This is a genomic window from Streptomyces sp. NPDC020807, assembly GCF_040641575.1.
Classification (GTDB): Bacteria; Actinomycetota; Actinomycetes; order Streptomycetales; family Streptomycetaceae; genus Streptomyces.
Genome location: NZ_JBFADU010000015.1, coordinates 88407 through 104525, shown reverse-complemented (window position 1 = coordinate 104525; position 16119 = coordinate 88407). Strand labels below are relative to the sequence as shown.

Annotated in this window: 14 protein-coding genes; 9 read left to right on the top strand and 5 right to left on the bottom strand. The window is 73.5% G+C overall.

Annotated features, from left to right (window positions below; genetic code table 11):
* On the bottom strand, positions 1-822 hold an 822-nt coding region (locus AB0G79_RS21915; RefSeq protein ID WP_360808873.1), incomplete at its 3' end, for a sugar kinase.
* 143 nt (positions 823-965) lie between these two features.
* On the opposite strand from AB0G79_RS21915, the gene AB0G79_RS21910 reads away from it, so the two are divergent.
* Positions 966-2231 (top strand): amino acid deaminase, encoded by a 1266-nt coding sequence (locus tag AB0G79_RS21910; protein ID WP_360808871.1) that lies wholly within the window; start codon positions 966-968, stop codon positions 2229-2231.
* A 34-nt stretch (positions 2232-2265) separates the two neighbouring features.
* Complete coding sequence (locus AB0G79_RS21905) at positions 2266-3867, top strand: D-aminoacylase (protein WP_360808869.1); 1602 nt, start codon at positions 2266-2268, stop codon at positions 3865-3867.
* Here the strand turns inward: AB0G79_RS21905 and AB0G79_RS21900 are convergent.
* The 3 genes from AB0G79_RS21900 to AB0G79_RS21890 form a co-directional block, all read right to left on the bottom strand.
* Entirely contained in the window at positions 3842-4246 is a 405-nt protein-coding gene (locus AB0G79_RS21900) for a glutaredoxin domain-containing protein (protein WP_360808867.1), read from the bottom strand. The two genes, AB0G79_RS21905 and AB0G79_RS21900, sit on opposite strands and share 26 nt — an antisense overlap.
* 165 nt (positions 4247-4411) lie before the next feature.
* Positions 4412-5863, bottom strand: a complete 1452-nt coding sequence (mptB, locus tag AB0G79_RS21895) for a polyprenol phosphomannose-dependent alpha 1,6 mannosyltransferase MptB (protein WP_360808865.1) — start codon at positions 5861-5863, stop codon at positions 4412-4414.
* Positions 5864-6067: 204 nt separating this feature from the next.
* On the bottom strand, positions 6068-6562 hold the full coding sequence (locus tag AB0G79_RS21890; protein WP_360808863.1) for a hypothetical protein: 495 nt from the start codon (positions 6560-6562) through the stop codon (positions 6068-6070).
* A 133-nt stretch (positions 6563-6695) separates the two neighbouring features.
* On the opposite strand from AB0G79_RS21890, the gene AB0G79_RS21885 reads away from it, so the two are divergent.
* From AB0G79_RS21885 to AB0G79_RS21860, 6 genes are all read left to right on the top strand, one after another.
* The gene (locus AB0G79_RS21885; protein ID WP_360808861.1) at positions 6696-7907 is read left to right on the top strand and encodes a pyridoxal phosphate-dependent aminotransferase; all 1212 of its coding nucleotides are present in this window, start codon (positions 6696-6698) and stop codon (positions 7905-7907) included.
* Positions 7908-7987: 80 nt separating this feature from the next.
* On the top strand, positions 7988-8380 hold the full coding sequence (locus AB0G79_RS21880) for a hypothetical protein (protein ID WP_360808859.1): 393 nt from the start codon (positions 7988-7990) through the stop codon (positions 8378-8380).
* Between the two features lie 225 nt (positions 8381-8605).
* Positions 8606-9757 (top strand): hypothetical protein, encoded by a 1152-nt coding sequence (locus tag AB0G79_RS21875; RefSeq protein WP_360808857.1) that lies wholly within the window; start codon positions 8606-8608, stop codon positions 9755-9757.
* A gap of 95 nt (positions 9758-9852) precedes the next feature.
* Complete coding sequence (locus AB0G79_RS21870; RefSeq protein WP_360809000.1) at positions 9853-11043, top strand: toxic anion resistance protein; 1191 nt, start codon at positions 9853-9855, stop codon at positions 11041-11043.
* Entirely contained in the window at positions 11040-12671 is a 1632-nt protein-coding gene (locus AB0G79_RS21865) for a VWA domain-containing protein (RefSeq protein WP_360808855.1), read from the top strand. Before AB0G79_RS21870 ends, AB0G79_RS21865 begins: the two co-directional genes overlap by 4 nt.
* Entirely contained in the window at positions 12658-13257 is a 600-nt protein-coding gene (locus AB0G79_RS21860) for a hypothetical protein (protein ID WP_360808853.1), read from the top strand. The genes AB0G79_RS21865 and AB0G79_RS21860 overlap by 14 nt, the downstream gene beginning before the upstream one ends.
* 138 nt (positions 13258-13395) lie before the next feature.
* Here AB0G79_RS21860 and AB0G79_RS21855 read toward each other — a convergent pair whose 3' ends face one another.
* On the bottom strand, positions 13396-15213 hold the full coding sequence (locus tag AB0G79_RS21855) for a phosphoenolpyruvate carboxykinase (GTP) (protein WP_360808851.1): 1818 nt from the start codon (positions 15211-15213) through the stop codon (positions 13396-13398).
* Positions 15214-15412: 199 nt separating this feature from the next.
* Between AB0G79_RS21855 and AB0G79_RS21850 the strand changes: the two genes are divergently transcribed.
* Entirely contained in the window at positions 15413-16102 is a 690-nt protein-coding gene (locus AB0G79_RS21850) for a hemolysin III family protein (protein WP_360808849.1), read from the top strand.
* Positions 16103-16119: the final 17 nt, after the last annotated feature.

Here is a 16119-nt window from a genome sequence, read left to right as displayed (position 1 = left end):
GCGCGCGGGGGGGGCCCCCCCCCCCCCCCCGGTTTGGGGAGGGGGCGGGGTGGGGAAAGGCCCCGCGCAGCGGCCCCCTCCGCGCTCGAACGACACCGCCCCCTCCCCGCCCCCCTTCACCACGACCACACCGGGCTCGGGCAGCAGCGCCCGAACCCCTTCCGCCCCCCGCACCCCCCACAACGCCTCCGCCTCGTCCACCCCCACGAACACCACGTCCGCCTCCCGCGCGAGGCCGAGCAGCACCTCCCCGGCCACGTCCCGGTCCGCCCACAGCCCCGGCCGGTAGTTGACGTCGAAGGAGACGACGGACGGCCGCCCGGGCCACTCCCGCCGCACCAGTCCCCGCACGAGCTCGCGACACGAGTCGGACAGTGCCGCGGTGATCCCAGTGAGGTGCAGTATCCGGACGCCGACACCCCCGACGGCCGCGTACGGCACGTTCGCGAGCGACATCGCCGACGCCGCCGACCCCGCCCGGTAGTACGCGACCTCGTGCCCTTCCTCCCCCCGCTCGACGTCCGTCCGGAAGTACACCCCGGTGGCCCGCCCCGCGTCCCGCCCGACGCCCGAGACGTCGACCCCGTACCCCCCGATCGCCTCGACGAGGTGGTCGCCGAAGCCGTCCCGGCCGACCCGGCCGACCCACCGCACCCGGTGCCCGGCCGCGGCCAGCGCGCAGGCGACGTTGGACTCGGCGCCGCCGATGGCGCGCGTGAAGGACGGTACGTCGGCGAGGCGTCCGCCCTGGGAGGGCAGGAAGGTCACCATGGACTCCCCGAGACACACCACGTCGACGTCCACGTCCACGTCGACGTCCATGCCCCCGCCCCCGCCCACGTCCACCGCGCCCCCGCTCCATTGACCCGACCTCAGCCCGGATGCTAGACAGCAAGAACACTCTCTGCAACGAGCGTTGCAGCATATGCAACACGCATCAACACGCACCACCCAGGAGGAGCCCCGTGCCCGCCCCCACCCACGAGCGCGTCGACCACCGCTTCAAGGCCCTCCCCCCGGACGCCGAAGGCCTCACCGTCGGCGAGCTCGCCGCCCAGCGCCGCAACCTCTTCACCGGCGGTTTCCTCACCCCCGTCCTCGCCCTCTCCGCCGAGTCCCTCGCGCACAACCTCCGCCTCATGGAGGAGTACGCCGAGCGCCACGGCCTCCTCTTCGCCCCGCACGGCAAGACCTCCATGGCCCCGCAGCTCTTCGACCGGCAGCTGGAGCACGGCGCGTGGGGCATCACCGCCGCCATGCCGCACCAGGCCCGCGTCTACCGCGCCCACGGCATCGCCCGGATCTTCCTGGCCAACGAACTCGTCGACGCCGCCGCCCTCCGCTGGCTGGCGGCCGAGCTCGACGCGGACCCGGATTTCCGCTTCGTCTGTTACGTCGACTCGGTCCGCGGCGTCGAGCTGATGGACGAGGCCCTGCGCGCGGCCGGCGCCCGCCGCCCGGTGGACGTCGTCGTGGAGCTGGCCGCCGGCGAGCGGGGACGTACGGGCGTGCGGACGGAGGCCGGGTGCGCCGCCGTCGCGGACGCGGTGGCCTCGACCACGACGCTGCGTCTGGTCGGCGTCGCCGGGTACGAGGGCACGATGCCGGGTGCGGACGCGGAGCTCGTGCGGGAGTGGCTCGACCGGCTCGTCTCCCTCGCCGCGGACTTCGACGAGGCCGGCCGCTTCTCCCCGGAGATCGGCGAGATCGTCGTGAGCGCGGGCGGCAGCGAGTGGTTCGACACGGTCGCCGAGGCCTTCGCGACGATCCCCGAACTGTCGCTCCCCGCCCTCAAGTTGCTGCGCTCGGGCGCGTACGTCTCGCACGACGACGGCCAGTACCGGGACCGCACCCCCTTCAACCGGATTCCGGAGGAGGGCGCGCTCCGGCCGGCGTTCCGCCTCTGGTCGCAGGTCGTGTCGCGCCCGACGCCCGGGCAGGCGTTCACGAACGCGGGGAAGCGGGACGCGGCCCACGACCTGCACCTCCCGGAGGCGCAGGTCGTGCGGGACGCGCGTACGGGCGAGATCCGCGCGGCGGAGGGCGTCACGGTCACGGGCCTCTCCGACCAGCACGCCTGGCTGGCCACGGAGGCGGGCGCGGACGTGGAGGTCGGCGACTGGGTGGGCATGGGCCTGTCGCACCCGTGCACGTCGTTCGACAAGTGGCAGCTGATCCCGCTGGTGGAGGCGGACGGCACGGTCGTCGACTACATCCGCACGTACTTCTGACTTCTGACGAGGGGATTCGAATGGGGGGTTCGCGATGACGGATCTCGTCTTCCGGGACGCGGAGGTGGTCGACGGCACCGGCGCGCCCTCCTACCGCGCGGACGTGGCGGTCGACGGCGGCCGGATCTCCGCGATCGTGCAGGAGGGCGCGGCGGCGGGCTGCCAACGCCCCACCGCCCGCCGGGTGATGGACGCGGAGGGCCTCGTCCTCTCCCCCGGCTTCGTCGACATGCACGCCCACAGCGACCTCGCGCTCCTCCGCGACCAGGAGCACGGCGCGAAGGTCGCGCAGGGCGTGACGCTCGAAGTCCTGGGCCAGGACGGCCTGTCGTACGCGCCGGTGGACGACCGCACGCTGGCGGAGGTGCGGCGGACGATCGCGGGCTGGAACGGCGGCGGCCCGGAGGACACGTCCGTCGACTTCACCTGGCGGACGGTGGGCGAGTACCTGGACCGCCTGGACGAGAGCGGCATCGCGGTGAACGCCGCCTACCTCGTCCCGCAGGGCACGGTCCGGATGTACGCGATGGGCTGGGAGGACCGGCCGGCGACGGACTCCGAACTGACCCGGATGAAGCGGCTGGTGGCGGAGGGCCTGGAGCAGGGCGCGGTGGGCATGTCCTCCGGCCTCACCTACACCCCCGGCATGTACGCACCCGACGCCGAACTCACCGAACTCTGCCGGGTGGTGGCCCGCTACGGCGGCTACTACTGCCCCCACCACCGCTCGTACGGGGCGGGCGCGCTCCGGGCGTACGCGGAGATGATCGCCCTCACCCGCGAGGCCGGCTGCGCGCTGCACCTGGCGCACGCGACGATGAACTTCGGCGTGAACGAGGGCAGGGCGCCGGAGCTCCTGGCGCTCCTGGACGAGGCCCTGGCCGGGGGCGCGGACATCAGCCTCGACACGTACCCGTACACGCCGGGGAGCACGACCCTCGTGGCGGTCCTGCCGAGCTGGGCGAGCGAGGGCGGCCCGGAGGCGACCCTCGCGCGCCTGCGCGACGAGGAGACGGCGGAGCGCATCCGCCACGACCTGGAGGTGGTGGGCTCGGACGGCTGCCACGGCGTGCCGATGGACTGGCGGACGATCGAGATCGCGGGCGTGACGACCCCGTCCCTGGCCCCGCACGTCGGCACCCGCCCGGCCGACTGGCCGACGGCCCGCCGCCTCCTCCTCGAGGACCGGCTGGGGACCACGATCCTCCAGCACGTGGGGCACGAGGAGAACGTCCGGGCGATCATGCGGCACCGGGTGCACACGGGCGGCTCGGACGGCATCCTCCAGGGGCTCAAGCCGCACCCGCGCGCGTACGGCACGTTCCCGAGGTACCTCGGGAGGTACGTGCGCGAGCTCGGCGTCCTGTCGCTGGAGGAGTGCGTGGCCCACCTGACCTCGCGCCCGGCGGCCCGCCTCCGCCTGCCGGACCGGGGCGTGGTCCGCGAGGGGTACGTCGCGGACCTCGTCCTCTTCGACCCGGCGGAGGTCGCGGAGGGCGCGACCTACGCCTCTCCCCGTACGCCCCCGAAGGGCATCCCCCACGTCCTGGTCGACGGCACGTTCGTCCTGGAGGACGGCCGCCGCACGCAGGCCGTGCCGGGCCGCACGATCAGGAGGACGCCAGCAGCTCCCTGACCAGGGCGGGATCGGGGTTCACCCGCGCCCGCCCGGCCGCGACGACGGTGGGCACCGTCTCGTCGCCGCCGGTGGCGGCCCGCACGGCGGCCGCCCCCTCGGGGTCGCGCCAGATGTTGACCCAGCGCGCCCGCCGGGCGCGCACGCCGAGCCGGAGCCGCAGCCGCAGGCAGTACACGCAGCCCGGCCGCCAGTAGACGACGGGCCGCCCGTCGTCGGCGGACGCCCGGGGGAAGACGAGCGGCGAGGTGAGAACGGCGAGCGCGAGGAGCGGCAGGGCACCCAGCACCGCGGCGCCGACGGACCCCCTCCCGGCGGCGGCGAGCACCGCGCACAGCAGAAACAGCCCCGGCACACCCCACACACGAACGCTGACCATGGCCGCGAGGCTACCGATCACCGCCGGCCGGGCCCAGGGGCCCCTCGACTCAGAGGCCCCTCGGGCTCAGGGGCTCCTCGGGCTCAGGGGCTCCTGGGCTCCTGGGACCCAGGGACCCAGGGACCCAGGGACCCAGGGGCCCAGGGGCCCAGGGGCTCCTCTGGCTCAGAGGTTCCTGGGGGCTCCAAGGTTCCTGGGCTCCCGGGGCCCCGGCCCCCGGGGCTCCCCGTCCCCGCCCCAGGACTCCCGCCGCAGCCACACCAGGCCCGCGGCCAGCACCACGCCCGCCACCACGAACCCGTACCAGGGCGTCCGCCCCGACGGCGCCGTCTCGTACACCAGCGCCGCCGAGAACACCGCCAGGACCTGCCCCGCCCGGCTCCACCACGCCCCCGCCGCAACGACCGCCGTCCCCCACAGCAGGTACCACGGCTGCACCATCGGCGACAGGGCCACCAGCGCGGCCAGCGACAGGCCGAGCCCCACGACGGGGTCGAGCAGCCCCTTCCAGGCCCGCCACGCGAGCACCCCGATGATCACCAGCGCCGCCAGCAGCCCCAGCCGCTGGACGACGCCCTTCACCGGGTCGGGGTCGTCGGCGAGCAGCAGGCCGAGCCCGAGGCCGAGGTCGCTCGTCACCGACAGCGCCGTGTGGATCGCCCCGGCCACGCTCTGGGTCCGCAGCCAGCCGAACCCCGTCCCGGCCAGCACCGTCGCCCCGGCCGCCACCGCGCCCGCGACGAGCCCCGGCAGCACCAGCCCCTTCGCCACTCCCCGTACGCCCCCGCCGGCCGCCCGCGCGACCATCACGCCGATGAAGAGCAGCGCCACCGCCGCCGGGGACTTCACCATCGTCGCGAGGCCGACGAGCACGCACCCGAGCACCCACCGCCCGCGCACCGCGAGCAGCACGCCGCCGAGCATGAGCCCGATCATCAGGCCGTCGTTGTGGAGGCCGCCGACGACGTGGACGAGGAAGAGGGGGTTGAGCGCGGCCAGCCACACGGCCCCCGCGGGGCCGCCGGACCCGCCGCCGATCCCCCGTACCGCCCACACCACGAGCGCGAGCGCTCCGAGCGCGATCAGGCGCATGAGGAGTACGGAGGGCACGACCGCGCCGCCGGTCAGCTTCACGACACCGGCGGCGAGGAGGAGGAAGGCGGGGCCGTACGGGGCGGGGGTGTCGGTCCAGTGCCCGCCGACGCTCGCCGCCGCGTCCGCGCCGAGGTCGCCGGGGCCGAGGACGGAGGGCCCGCCCCCGTAGACGTCGTGGCCTTCGAGGACCATCGCACCCTGCGCGATGTAGCTGTAGACGTCGGCGCTGTGCAGCGGCGGGGCGAGGAGGAGCGGCGCGGTCCAGCAGGCGAGCGTCGCGACGACGCCGTCCCGCAGGCCGCGCGCGAGGAGCACCCCGTACCGCCACCAGGCGGCGACGAGCAGGGTCAGTCCGAGGTACGCGAGGAGGGCGCCGGCGAGGGTGAGCGCGGAGCCGCGCGGCTCCCAGAGGCCCCAGCCGCCGCGTACGGGCAGCGTCCCGGCGGCCCACCCGCCCGCGGCGACGGCGAGCGATCCGGCAGCACCCAGCCACCGGCATCCGGAGGCACTGAAAACCCACATGACGTGCCAACCTATCCCGGCCGCCGGAAGGAGCCGCACGCACCGCGGTCCTCACGGGGTCGGCGGGCCGTCCACCGGCCCGCCCCTCGGGCTCACCTCTTTGGGCCGCCCCTCCGGCCCGCCCCTTTGGCCCGCCCCTCGGGCTCACCCCTCGGGCCCGCACCTCCCGGTCCGCACCTCCGGCCGCCCTCGGGCCCCTCCGGCCTACCGGGGCCGCTTGGTGGCCCCGCGGCCCTTCCCCGGGTGGCTCGGCCCGGCCTCGGTGGCGGTGGGTTCCGCCGTCGGGCCGCCGGTCGGGGCGGCCGTCGGTGCCCCGGACGGCGCAACCGTCGCCGTGGGAGTACCGGCCGGCGCGGACGGGCTCGTGCTCCCCCGGGGAGACGCGCTCGCGGACGGGGTTTCTCCGCCTCCCGTGCCCGAGGACCGGGTCGGCTCGCCGGGGCCCGGCGTACCGGAGGAGCCGGCCGGATCGGAGGGGTCCGCCTGGATCAGTGCCGGCGGCCCGTCGGTCCCGCCGCCGTCCGTGGAGCCGGACCCGCCCTTCGTGCCGGAGCCGGCGGAGAAGACGGCCGCGGCGACCCCGAAGACCGCGACCCCGCCCGCGGCGAGCAGCCACACCGGGCCGCGCCCCCGCCGCGTGGAGGCGTGTCGGCGGCGGGCGCTCCGCGTGCCGGGGGCCTGGGGGTCGTGCTTGCTCATGGGCCCGAATTGTAGGGAGCACGACACCGCCGGTGCGATCCGGGTCACACCGGCGGCCGCTGGGCGGCGCCCCCGTGTCCGACGTGTCCCAAAACACGAGGCGTCCCGACCCGCCCGGCCGTAAGCTCTCGTCATGCAGGTGATCCAGTCCACGAAGCTCGCCAACGTCTGTTACGAAATCCGGGGTCCGGTGCTCGAAGAGGCGATGCGGCTTGAGGCCGCGGGTCATCGCATCCTCAAGCTCAACACGGGCAACCCGGCCGCCTTCGGCTTCGAGTGCCCGCCCGCCATCCTCGAAGACGTCCTGCGCAACCTCTCCGAGGCGCACGGTTACGGGGACGCGAAGGGCCTGCTCTCCGCCCGCCGCGCGGTGATGAGCCACTACGAGACGAAGGGCATCCCGCTCTCCGTCGAGGACATCTACCTCGGCAACGGCGTCTCGGAGCTGATCCAGATGTCGATGCAGGCGCTGCTCGACGACGGCGACGAGGTCCTCGTCCCGGCTCCCGACTACCCGCTGTGGACGGCCTCCGTCTCCCTCGCGGGCGGTACGGCGGTGCACTACCGCTGCGACGAGCAGGCCGACTGGATGCCGGACCTCGCCGACATCGAGCGGAAGATCACGGACCGCACCAAGGCGATCGTGATCATCAACCCGAACAACCCGACCGGCGCGGTCTACGACGACGAGATGCTCCGGCAGCTCACGGAGATCGCCCGCCGCCACAACCTGGTCATCTGCTCGGACGAGATCTACGACAAGATCCTGTACGACGGCACGACGCACACGCCGACCGCCGCCATCGCCCCGGACCTCCTCGTCCTCACGTTCAACGGGATGAGCAAGAACTACCGGGTGGCGGGCTTCCGCTCCGGCTGGCTCGCGGTCTGCGGCCCGAAGCACCACGCGACCTCGTACATCGAGGGCCTGACGATCCTCGCCAACATGCGTCTGTGCGCGAACATGCCCGCGCAGCACGCGGTGGCCGCCGCCCTCCAGGGCAGGCAGTCGATCGAGGACCTGGTCCTGCCGGGCGGGCGGCTCCTGGAGCAGCGGGACACGGCGTACGAGCTGCTGACGCAGATCCCGGGCGTGACGTGCGTGAAGCCGAAGGGCGCGCTGTACCTGTTCCCGCGTCTCGACCCGAACGTCTACAAGATCAAGGACGACCGGCAGATGGTCCTGGACCTGCTGCGGGCCGAGAAGATCATGGTGGTCCACGGCACGGGCTTCAACTGGAACGAGCCGGACCACTTCCGGATCGTCACGCTGCCGGCGGCGGCGGACCTGGCGGACGCGGTGACGCGCATCGGCCGCTTCCTGGACGGCTACAGCCAGCACTGACACGCCCACAGTCCGGACAGCCCTCAACTTTAGACCGAATCTAAGCTAGGATGACTCCACTGCACCGAGGAGGCCATCCCATGTACGAACCGATCCGCACCAAGTCGGTCCACCGGATGGCCGACGACGCCCCGGACGCGTACCCCCACCGCTCCCGCGAGGAGGAGCTGGACATCCAGCTCTCCGGCCACCTCGCCGCCCTGCTCGCCGTCACCGACGAGCTCGGCGACTCGGAGGCGGGCGAGCTCATCGCCCGCCAGGTGGCCCGGCTGCGCGGCGCGCCGCCCGCGCGCCACGCCGGTCTGACCCGCTCGTCCGCGCGCTCCCTGCACCAGAAGGCGCACGCCCTCGCGGGCCGCGCCCTCGTCGTCGCCGCCTCCCGCGCCGACACCGCCGCCGCGATCCTCGCCGCCGAGCGCATGGACGCGCACACCGCCGCGCTGGCCAACGAGACCCTGGTCGGCGCCCCCTGACGGCCCCGGTCCGCGCGCCACGAACCGCGCGGACCGGGAGCCACCCACCACCTCCGCCGGCCACGCCCCTCCGCCGGACCTCCGCTCGGCCACGCCCCTCCGCCGCCCCTAGGCCAGCCGCACCCCTCCGCCGCCGCGACCCCACCGCGCCAATCGGCACGGCCCCCTCCGGTTCCCTACCGGGATCGGCACTTCACCGGCCGTCCACCCAACTCCCCCTGGAATGTGGGTTTCCGCGAGCACTCTGCCCGCGTGAGACGCATCCTGGGAATCGTCCTGGCCGTCCTGCTCCTCGGCGGCGTGGCCGCCGTCCTCGTGACGGGCGGCGACAAGGACACGGGCACGGCAACGAAGACCGTGCGCACGGTACGAGGAGTCATCGGGTCGGAGAAGGCCGAGTTCTTCGCCGATCCGCGCGTGGTGAAGGCGCTCGCCGCCAAGGGGTTCACCGTGACCAGCGAGACCTCCGGGTCCTGGGACATGGAGGAACTCCCCCTCGACGGCTACGACTTCGCCTTCCCCTCCTCCAAGGGCCCGGCCGACGAACTGCGCGCGAAGGCGCGGGTGAGGAGCAAGCCGGCGGACGCGGCGGCCACCACCCCCCTCCGCCCCTTCTACTCGCCGCTCGTCGTCGTCGCCCACAGCGCCGCCGCCCGGGTCCTCGCGGGCAACGGCCTCGCGACCCTCGGCCCGCGCGGGACGAGCGGCACCCTGAAGATGGAGGCCTATCTGGCCGCCGCCCGCGCCGACCGGACCTGGCAGCAGCTGAAGGGCTCCGCCGGGCACGCCGAACTGAGCGGCACCCTCTTCATCACCTCGACCGACCCGGTCGCCTCCAACTCCGGCGCCCTCTACCTCGCCGCCGCGAGCTACGTCGCCGACGGCGGACGGGTCGCGGGCGACAGGGCGGCCGTCACCCGCACCGCTCCGCTGATGCGCAAGCTGATCCAGGTCCAGGGCGCCCAGCAGACCAGCTCCGACGCCCCGTTCAGGGACTTCGTCAGCGGCGTCGGCAACCCGCTGGTCCTCGTGTACGAGTCCCAGGTCGCCGCGCAGCTCATCGCCGGCCGCTCCATGGGCGACCTCGTCGTCCTGTACCCGGACACCACCGTGAACAGCGACCACACCCTCGTACCGCTCAGCGAGAACGGCCGGGCGTTCGGCGAACTCCTGGCCACCGACCCGGAGTTGCGCAAGCTCGCCGTCCACCACGGCTTCCGCCCGCAGGGCGCGGCGAACGAGTTCACGACGGCCACCCAGGGCCACGCCGACTACCTCAACCAGACACTGAACGGCGTCCGCCAGGCGCCCGTGCCCACCAGTCAGGTGCTGCACGCGATGGCGCTGCGGGCCCGCGACCAGGGGGACACCGCATGACCACCACACCGAAGGACCCGCGCGCGACACCCGCGAACGCCGCCGCGCCGACGAACACCGCCCCACCCGCGAACGCCGCCGCCCCACCCGCGACCATGCCCCTCACCCTCACTCCCCCCGAGCACGACACCCCCCTCGTCCTCACCCCGCCCGCGCCGGTCGCGCCCGTGCGCGCCGAGCAGGTCGCCGCCGTGGTTCCGCTGGACGAGGCGACCCGCACGGAGGTGGCACGGCGGGCCGCGGAGTACGTCGGTTCGCTCGCCGGTCTCGACCCGCGCTCCCCCGAGTTCTCGGGACGCATCGGCGAGATCGCCGCGCTCGGTTCGGGGGAGATCCGCGCCGCTGCCAAGCAGTCGAACCGCATGCTCGACCGCACGGTCCGCTCGCTCGGCAGCGGCGCGCCGGGCGGCGACCCGCAGAGCAGGGTCGGCTCCTCGCTCGTCGAGCTCCGGCGTACGGTCGAGGACCTCGACCCGGGCGACACCCCCGGCAAGGGCCTCAGGAAGCTGCTCTCCAGGCTGCCCGGCGGGAACCGGTTCCGCGACCACGTCGCCAGGTACGCCTCCTCGCAGGAGACGCTCAACCGGATCGTCGGCGCGCTCCGCAGCGGCCAGGACGAACTCCAGCGCGACAACGCCGCGTTGCTGACCGAGCGGGCGAGGCTGTGGGAGACCATGGGCAAGCTCCAGGAGTGCGCGCTCCTCACCGAGGCCCTCGACGCGGCCGTGGAGGAGCGGGTCGCGGCCACCGCCGACCCGGCGCAGGCGGACGCGCTCCGCGCCGACGTCCTCTTCCCCGTCCGGCAGAAGCGCCAGGACCTGCTGACCCAGCTCGCCGTATCCGCGCAGGGGTACATGGCGATGGACGTGGTCCGCCGGAACAACGAGGAGCTCATCAAGGGCGTCGACCGGGCGTCGACCACCACCCTGTCGGCCCTGCGGATCGCCGTCATGCTCGCCACCGCGCTGGAGCACCAGGCGAACGTCACCCGGCAGGTGCAGGCCCTGCGGGAGACCACGGAGAGCCTCGTCGGCGGCAACGCCGCGATGCTGGAGACCCGGACCGGCGAGATCCAGCGGATCGCGGCGGACCCGGCGGTGGGCGCGGAGACGCTCAGGACGGCGTTCCGGCAGATCTACCGGACGCTCGACACGATCGACACGTACAAGGTCCAGGCGACCGAGTCGATGGCGGAGACGGTCGAGTCCCTGTCGGCCGAACTGCGGGAGGCGAGCGCCTACCTGGAGCGCAGCCGCCGCACGAGCGCACTGGAGGGCGGCGCGTGACCGGAACCCCCGGCCGCCCGGCGCGCACCCGCGCCCTCGCCGCCCTGGCCCTCGCCCTCCTCCTCACGGGTACGGCCGCGTCCTGCGGCGGCGCCGACCGGGCCGGCACCACCGGCCCGACCGGCGCGCCCTCCTCCGCTCCCCCCGACCCCCACGGCAAGGACTACGCCCCCGGCACCCTGCGCGTCCTCGCCTCCTCCGAGCTGGCCGACATGGCCCCCGTCCTGGACGCGGCCCGCAAGGCGACCGGCGTCACCGTCCGCCCCACCTACGCCGGCACGCTCGACGCCGTCGAGCAGATCGCCTCGGGGCGGGCCGAGGGGTCCTACGACGCCGTCTGGCTCTCCTCCAACGACTACCTGCGGCTCCGGCCCGACACCTCCGCCCGGATCACCGGCGAGACCCCGGTCATGACCTCGCCCGTGGCGGTCGGCGTCCGCCCGGCGGCCCTCAAGCGGCTGGGCTGGGACCCGTCGAAGGTGACGTGGTCGCAGCTGCACCAGGCCGTGGCCGCCGGCCGGCTGACGTACGGCATGACGGACCCGAAGCGCTCCAACTCCGGCTTCTCCGCGCTCGTCTCGATCGCCTCGGGGCTCTCCGGCGCGCAGTCCGCCCTCACCCAGGACGACGTGCGGCGCTCCACGCCGAAGCTCAGGGAGTTCTTCACCGGCCAGAAGCTGACCTCGGGCTCCTCCGGCTGGCTGGCCGACGCCTACGCCCGCCGCACCGACCTCGACGCGCTCGTCAACTACGAGTCGGTGCTGCTCTCCACGCCCGGCGACCTGACCGTCATCCGCCCGTCCGACGGCGTCGTCACCGCCGACTACCCCCTGACCCTCCTCACGGCGGCCCGCCCCGAGGCGAAGGAGGCGGCGGCCCGCCTCGTCACGTACCTCCGCTCCCCCGAGGCCCAGCGGCACATCACGGAGACGACCCTGCGCCGCCCGGTCGTCCCGGGCGTCCGGCCGGCCTCGGCGCTGGCGCGCGACCAGCGCCGGGAGTTGCCGTTCCCGGGGAGCCGGGCCGTCGCCGACGGCCTGCTCGACGCGTACGACAACACCCTGCGCAGGCCCTCCCGCACGGTCTACGTCCTCGACACCTCCGGCTCCATGGCGGGAGAGCGCCTCGAACGCCTCAAGGCGGCCCTCGCCGAGCTGACCGGCGACTTCCGGGACCGCGAGGAGGTCACCCTGATGCCGTTCGGCTCGTCGGTGAAGCGGGACGAGATCCGTACGCACACGGTCGACCCGGCGTCGCCCGCGACGTCCCTCGACGCGATCCGGGCCGACGCGCGGAGGCTCACGGCGGACGGCGGCACCGCCGTCTACTCCAGCCTCCAGGAGGCGTACCGCTTCCTGGAGAGCTCCCCGTCCGCCTCCGACGCGTTCACCTCGGTCGTCCTCATGACGGACGGCCAGAACACCGACGGCGACCCGGCCTCCGCCTTCGACACCTTCTACCGCGCGCTCCCGGCCGAACGGCAGCGCACCCCGGTCTTCCCGATCCTCTTCGGGGACTCGGACCGCGGGGAGCTCGACCACATCGCGGGCCTCACCGGCGGCAGGCTCTTCGACGCCACCACGGGCTCGCTCGACGGCGCCTTCGAGGAGATCCGTGGCTACCAGTAGCGGGGCCGGCGGGCTCCTGCGCTTCGCCGAGTCCCGCAAGAACCTGACGGGCTGCGTCTGCGGCCTGGTCGGCGTCGGCGTCACCCTCACCGGCGCGGCGGGCTCGCTCTGGCCGCTGGTCGTCGGCGGGTTGTACGCGGCGGGGGCGCTGATCGCCCCGCCCGAGCGGCCCGACACCCCGCGCTTCCCGACGGCGGGCGAGCAGCTCGACGCGCTGCGGACCGACTTCGGGACCCTGCGCGCGTACCTCGCGGAGGCGGAGCTGCCCGCGGCCTCCCGGGAGCGGGTGACCGCTCTGGAGGCCCTCGTCGAGGCGCTGCTCGAACCGGGCTGGGTGAGCGACCCCGACCACCTCCACACGCTGGCCCGCGCGGTCCGCCAGGACCTCCCGGAGGCCGTCGACACCTTCGTACGGACCCGGTGGTGGACCCGCTTCTCGCCCGGTTCCGAGCCGCCGGAGGAGCACCTGGACCGCCAGCTGTCGGCGCTCCACGAGGAGGCGACGGCCATCGCCGCCTCGCTCCGCGACGCGGAGGCCGTCCGTCAGGAGACGCACACGCGGTACGTCGAGGAGCGCGGCCTCTGACGGACGGAGGCGCCCCGGGCATGCGCCGGCCCCCGGAACCTGAGGGGGTTCCGGGGGCCGGATGCGTCGTGATGGGCCGTCGTGACCCCACTGGTCAGGGCGGTGTTTCGGGGCAACCCACCACGAGTCGGAGGGGGACTAGCCCAGACGCTCGACGAGCGCGTTGTACTGGTCCCACAGCTCCTTCGGCGTGTGGTCGCCGAAGGTGTTGAGGTGGTCCGGGACGAGGGCGGCTTCCTCGCGCCACACGTCGCGGTCGACCTTGAGGAGGAACTCCAGGTCCTCGGCCGGCAGGTCGAGGCCGTCGGTGTCGAGGGACTCCGGGGTCGGCAGGATGCCGATGGGGGTCTCGACGCCCTCGGCCTTGCCGTCGAGGCGCTCGACGATCCACTTGAGGACGCGGCTGTTCTCGCCGAAGCCGGGCCACACGAACTTGCCCGCGTCGTTCTTGCGGAACCAGTTCACGTAGTAGATCTTCGGGAGCTTCGCGGCGTCGGCGGAGGCGCCGACCTTGACCCAGTGGGCCATGTAGTCGCCCATGTTGTAGCCGCAGAACGGCAGCATGGCGAAGGGGTCGCGGCGCAGCTCGCCGACCTTGCCCTCGGCGGCGGCGGTCTTCTCGGAGGCGACGTTCGCGCCGAGGAAGACGCCGTGGTTCCAGTCGAAGGACTCGGTGACCAGCGGGACGGCGGAGGCGCGGCGGCCGCCGAAGAGGATCGCCGAGATCGGCACGCCCTTCGGGTCCTCCCACTCCGGCGCGATGATCGGGCACTGCCCGGCCGGCACGGTGAAGCGGGCGTTGGGGTGGGCGGCGGGCGTCTCGGACGCGGGGGTCCAGTCGTTGCCCTTCCAGTCCGTGAGGTGCGCGGGGGCCGTCTCGGTCATCCCCTCCCACCACACGTCGCCGTCGTCCGTGAGGGCGACGTTCGTGAAGACGGAGTTGCCCCACATGGTCTTCATGGCGTTGGCGTTGGTGTGCTCGCCGGTGCCGGGCGCGACGCCGAAGAAGCCGGCCTCGGGGTTGATCGCGTAGAGGCGGCCGTCCTCGCCGAAGCGCATCCAGGCGATGTCGTCGCCGATGGTCTCGACCGTCCAGCCGGAGATCGTGGGCTCCAGCATGGCCAGGTTGGTCTTGCCGCAGGCCGACGGGAAGGCGGCGGCGACGTACTTGGCCTCGCCCTGCGGCGGGGTCAGCTTGAGGATGAGCATGTGCTCGGCGAGCCAGCCCTCGTCACGCGCCATGACGGACGCGATGCGGAGCGCGTAGCACTTCTTGCCGAGCAGGGCGTTGCCGCCGTAGCCGGAGCCGTACGACCAGATCTCGCGGCTCTCGGGGAAGTGCGAGATGTACTTGGTGGTGTTGCAGGGCCACGGCACGTCGGCCTCGCCCTCGGCGAGCGGCGCGCCCAGCGTGTGCACGGCCTTGACGAAGAAGCCGTCGGTGCCGAGCTCGTCGAGGACGGCCTGTCCCATGCGGGTCATCGTGCGCATGGAGACGGCGACGTAGGCGGAGTCCGTGATCTCGACGCCGATGGCGGAGAGCGGGGAGCCGACGGGGCCCATGCAGAAGGGCACGACGTACATGGTGCGGCCGTGCATGGAGCCGCGGAAGATGCCTTCGGAGCCCGCGAAGAGCTCCTTCATCTCGGCCGGGGCCTTCCAGTTGTTCGTCGGGCCCGCGTCCTCCTCCTTCTCGGAGCAGATGTACGTCCGGTCCTCGACGCGCGCGACGTCGGTCGGGTCGGAGGCCGCGTAGTACGAGTTGGGCCGCTTGGTCTCGTCGAGCTTGGTGAAGGTGCCCTTGGCGACGAGCTCCTCGCACAGGCGCTCGTACTCGGCCTCGGATCCGTCGCACCAGACGATGTTGTCCGGCTGGGTGATCTCGGCGATCTCGTTCACCCAGGAGACGAGCCCCTGGTGCTGGGTGGGAAGGGGAGCCGCGTTGTCGCGCGCCACGATTGCTCCTTGTTGAGGGGTGTATTCCGCATGTGTGCCCCGTGGGGGCTGCGACCCGGACGCTTCGTAGCTGCTCATCCGGTGCCGACCATACTCATTTGATCATCCGACGGATCCGCCCATATGTCCAGGGGGGTGCACACGTGAGCAGCGCCACTCATATCCGTTACCTACGGACGCGTAGGTACGATGCGGTGTCATGACCGCAGCCACGCCGGAAGCCACCCCGACCACGAGCGCGCTCCCGCTCCCGCTCCCGCCCAAGCCGCGGCTCAGAGGCTGGCTGCATGCCGGGATGTTCCCCGCGGTGATCGTCGCGGGCCTCGTCCTCGTCGCCCTCGCCGACTCCCCCCGCGCCCGCATCGCCTGCGGGATCTACGTCCTCACGGCGTGCCTGCTCTTCGGCATCAGCGCGCTCTACCACCGCGGCGACTGGGGCCCGCGCGGCGAGGCGATCCTCCGCCGCCTCGACCACGCCAACATCTTCCTGATCATCGCGGGCACCTACACCCCGCTCACGCTGCTCCTCCTCCCCGACTCGACGGCCAAGCCGCTCATGTGGGCGGTCTGGGCGGCCGCGGCGGCGGGCATCGCCTTCCGCGTCTTCTGGGTCGGCGCGCCCCGCTGGCTCTACACGCCCTGCTACATCGCGATGGGCTGGGCCGCCGTCTTCTTCCTTCCGGACTTCATGCGCGCGGGCGGCATCGCCGTCCTCGTCCTCGTCGTCGTCGGCGGACTGCTCTACTCGGCGGGCGGGGTCATCTACGGCATCAAGCGCCCCAACCCGTCCCCGCGCTGGTTCGGCTTCCACGAGGTCTTCCACTCGCTGACGCTGGCCGCGTTCATCGTCCACTACGTCGGGATCTCGCTGGTCGCCTACCAGGCCTGACCAGGGACAATAGGAGA

Coding starts and splice junctions, on each gene's coding strand:
- AB0G79_RS21880 (WP_360808859.1), top strand. CDS start 7,988: ATGTACGAACCGATCCGCACCAAGTCGGTCCACCGGATGGCCGACGAC.
- AB0G79_RS21900 (WP_360808867.1), bottom strand. CDS start 4,246: ATGGTCAGCGTTCGTGTGTGGGGTGTGCCGGGGCTGTTTCTGCTGTGC.
- AB0G79_RS21870 (WP_360809000.1), top strand. CDS start 9,853: ATGCCCCTCACCCTCACTCCCCCCGAGCACGACACCCCCCTCGTCCTC.
- AB0G79_RS21905 (WP_360808869.1), top strand. CDS start 2,266: ATGACGGATCTCGTCTTCCGGGACGCGGAGGTGGTCGACGGCACCGGC.
- AB0G79_RS21850 (WP_360808849.1), top strand. CDS start 15,413: ATGACCGCAGCCACGCCGGAAGCCACCCCGACCACGAGCGCGCTCCCG.
- mptB (WP_360808865.1), bottom strand. CDS start 5,863: ATGTGGGTTTTCAGTGCCTCCGGATGCCGGTGGCTGGGTGCTGCCGGA.
- AB0G79_RS21890 (WP_360808863.1), bottom strand. CDS start 6,562: ATGAGCAAGCACGACCCCCAGGCCCCCGGCACGCGGAGCGCCCGCCGC.
- AB0G79_RS21885 (WP_360808861.1), top strand. CDS start 6,696: ATGCAGGTGATCCAGTCCACGAAGCTCGCCAACGTCTGTTACGAAATC.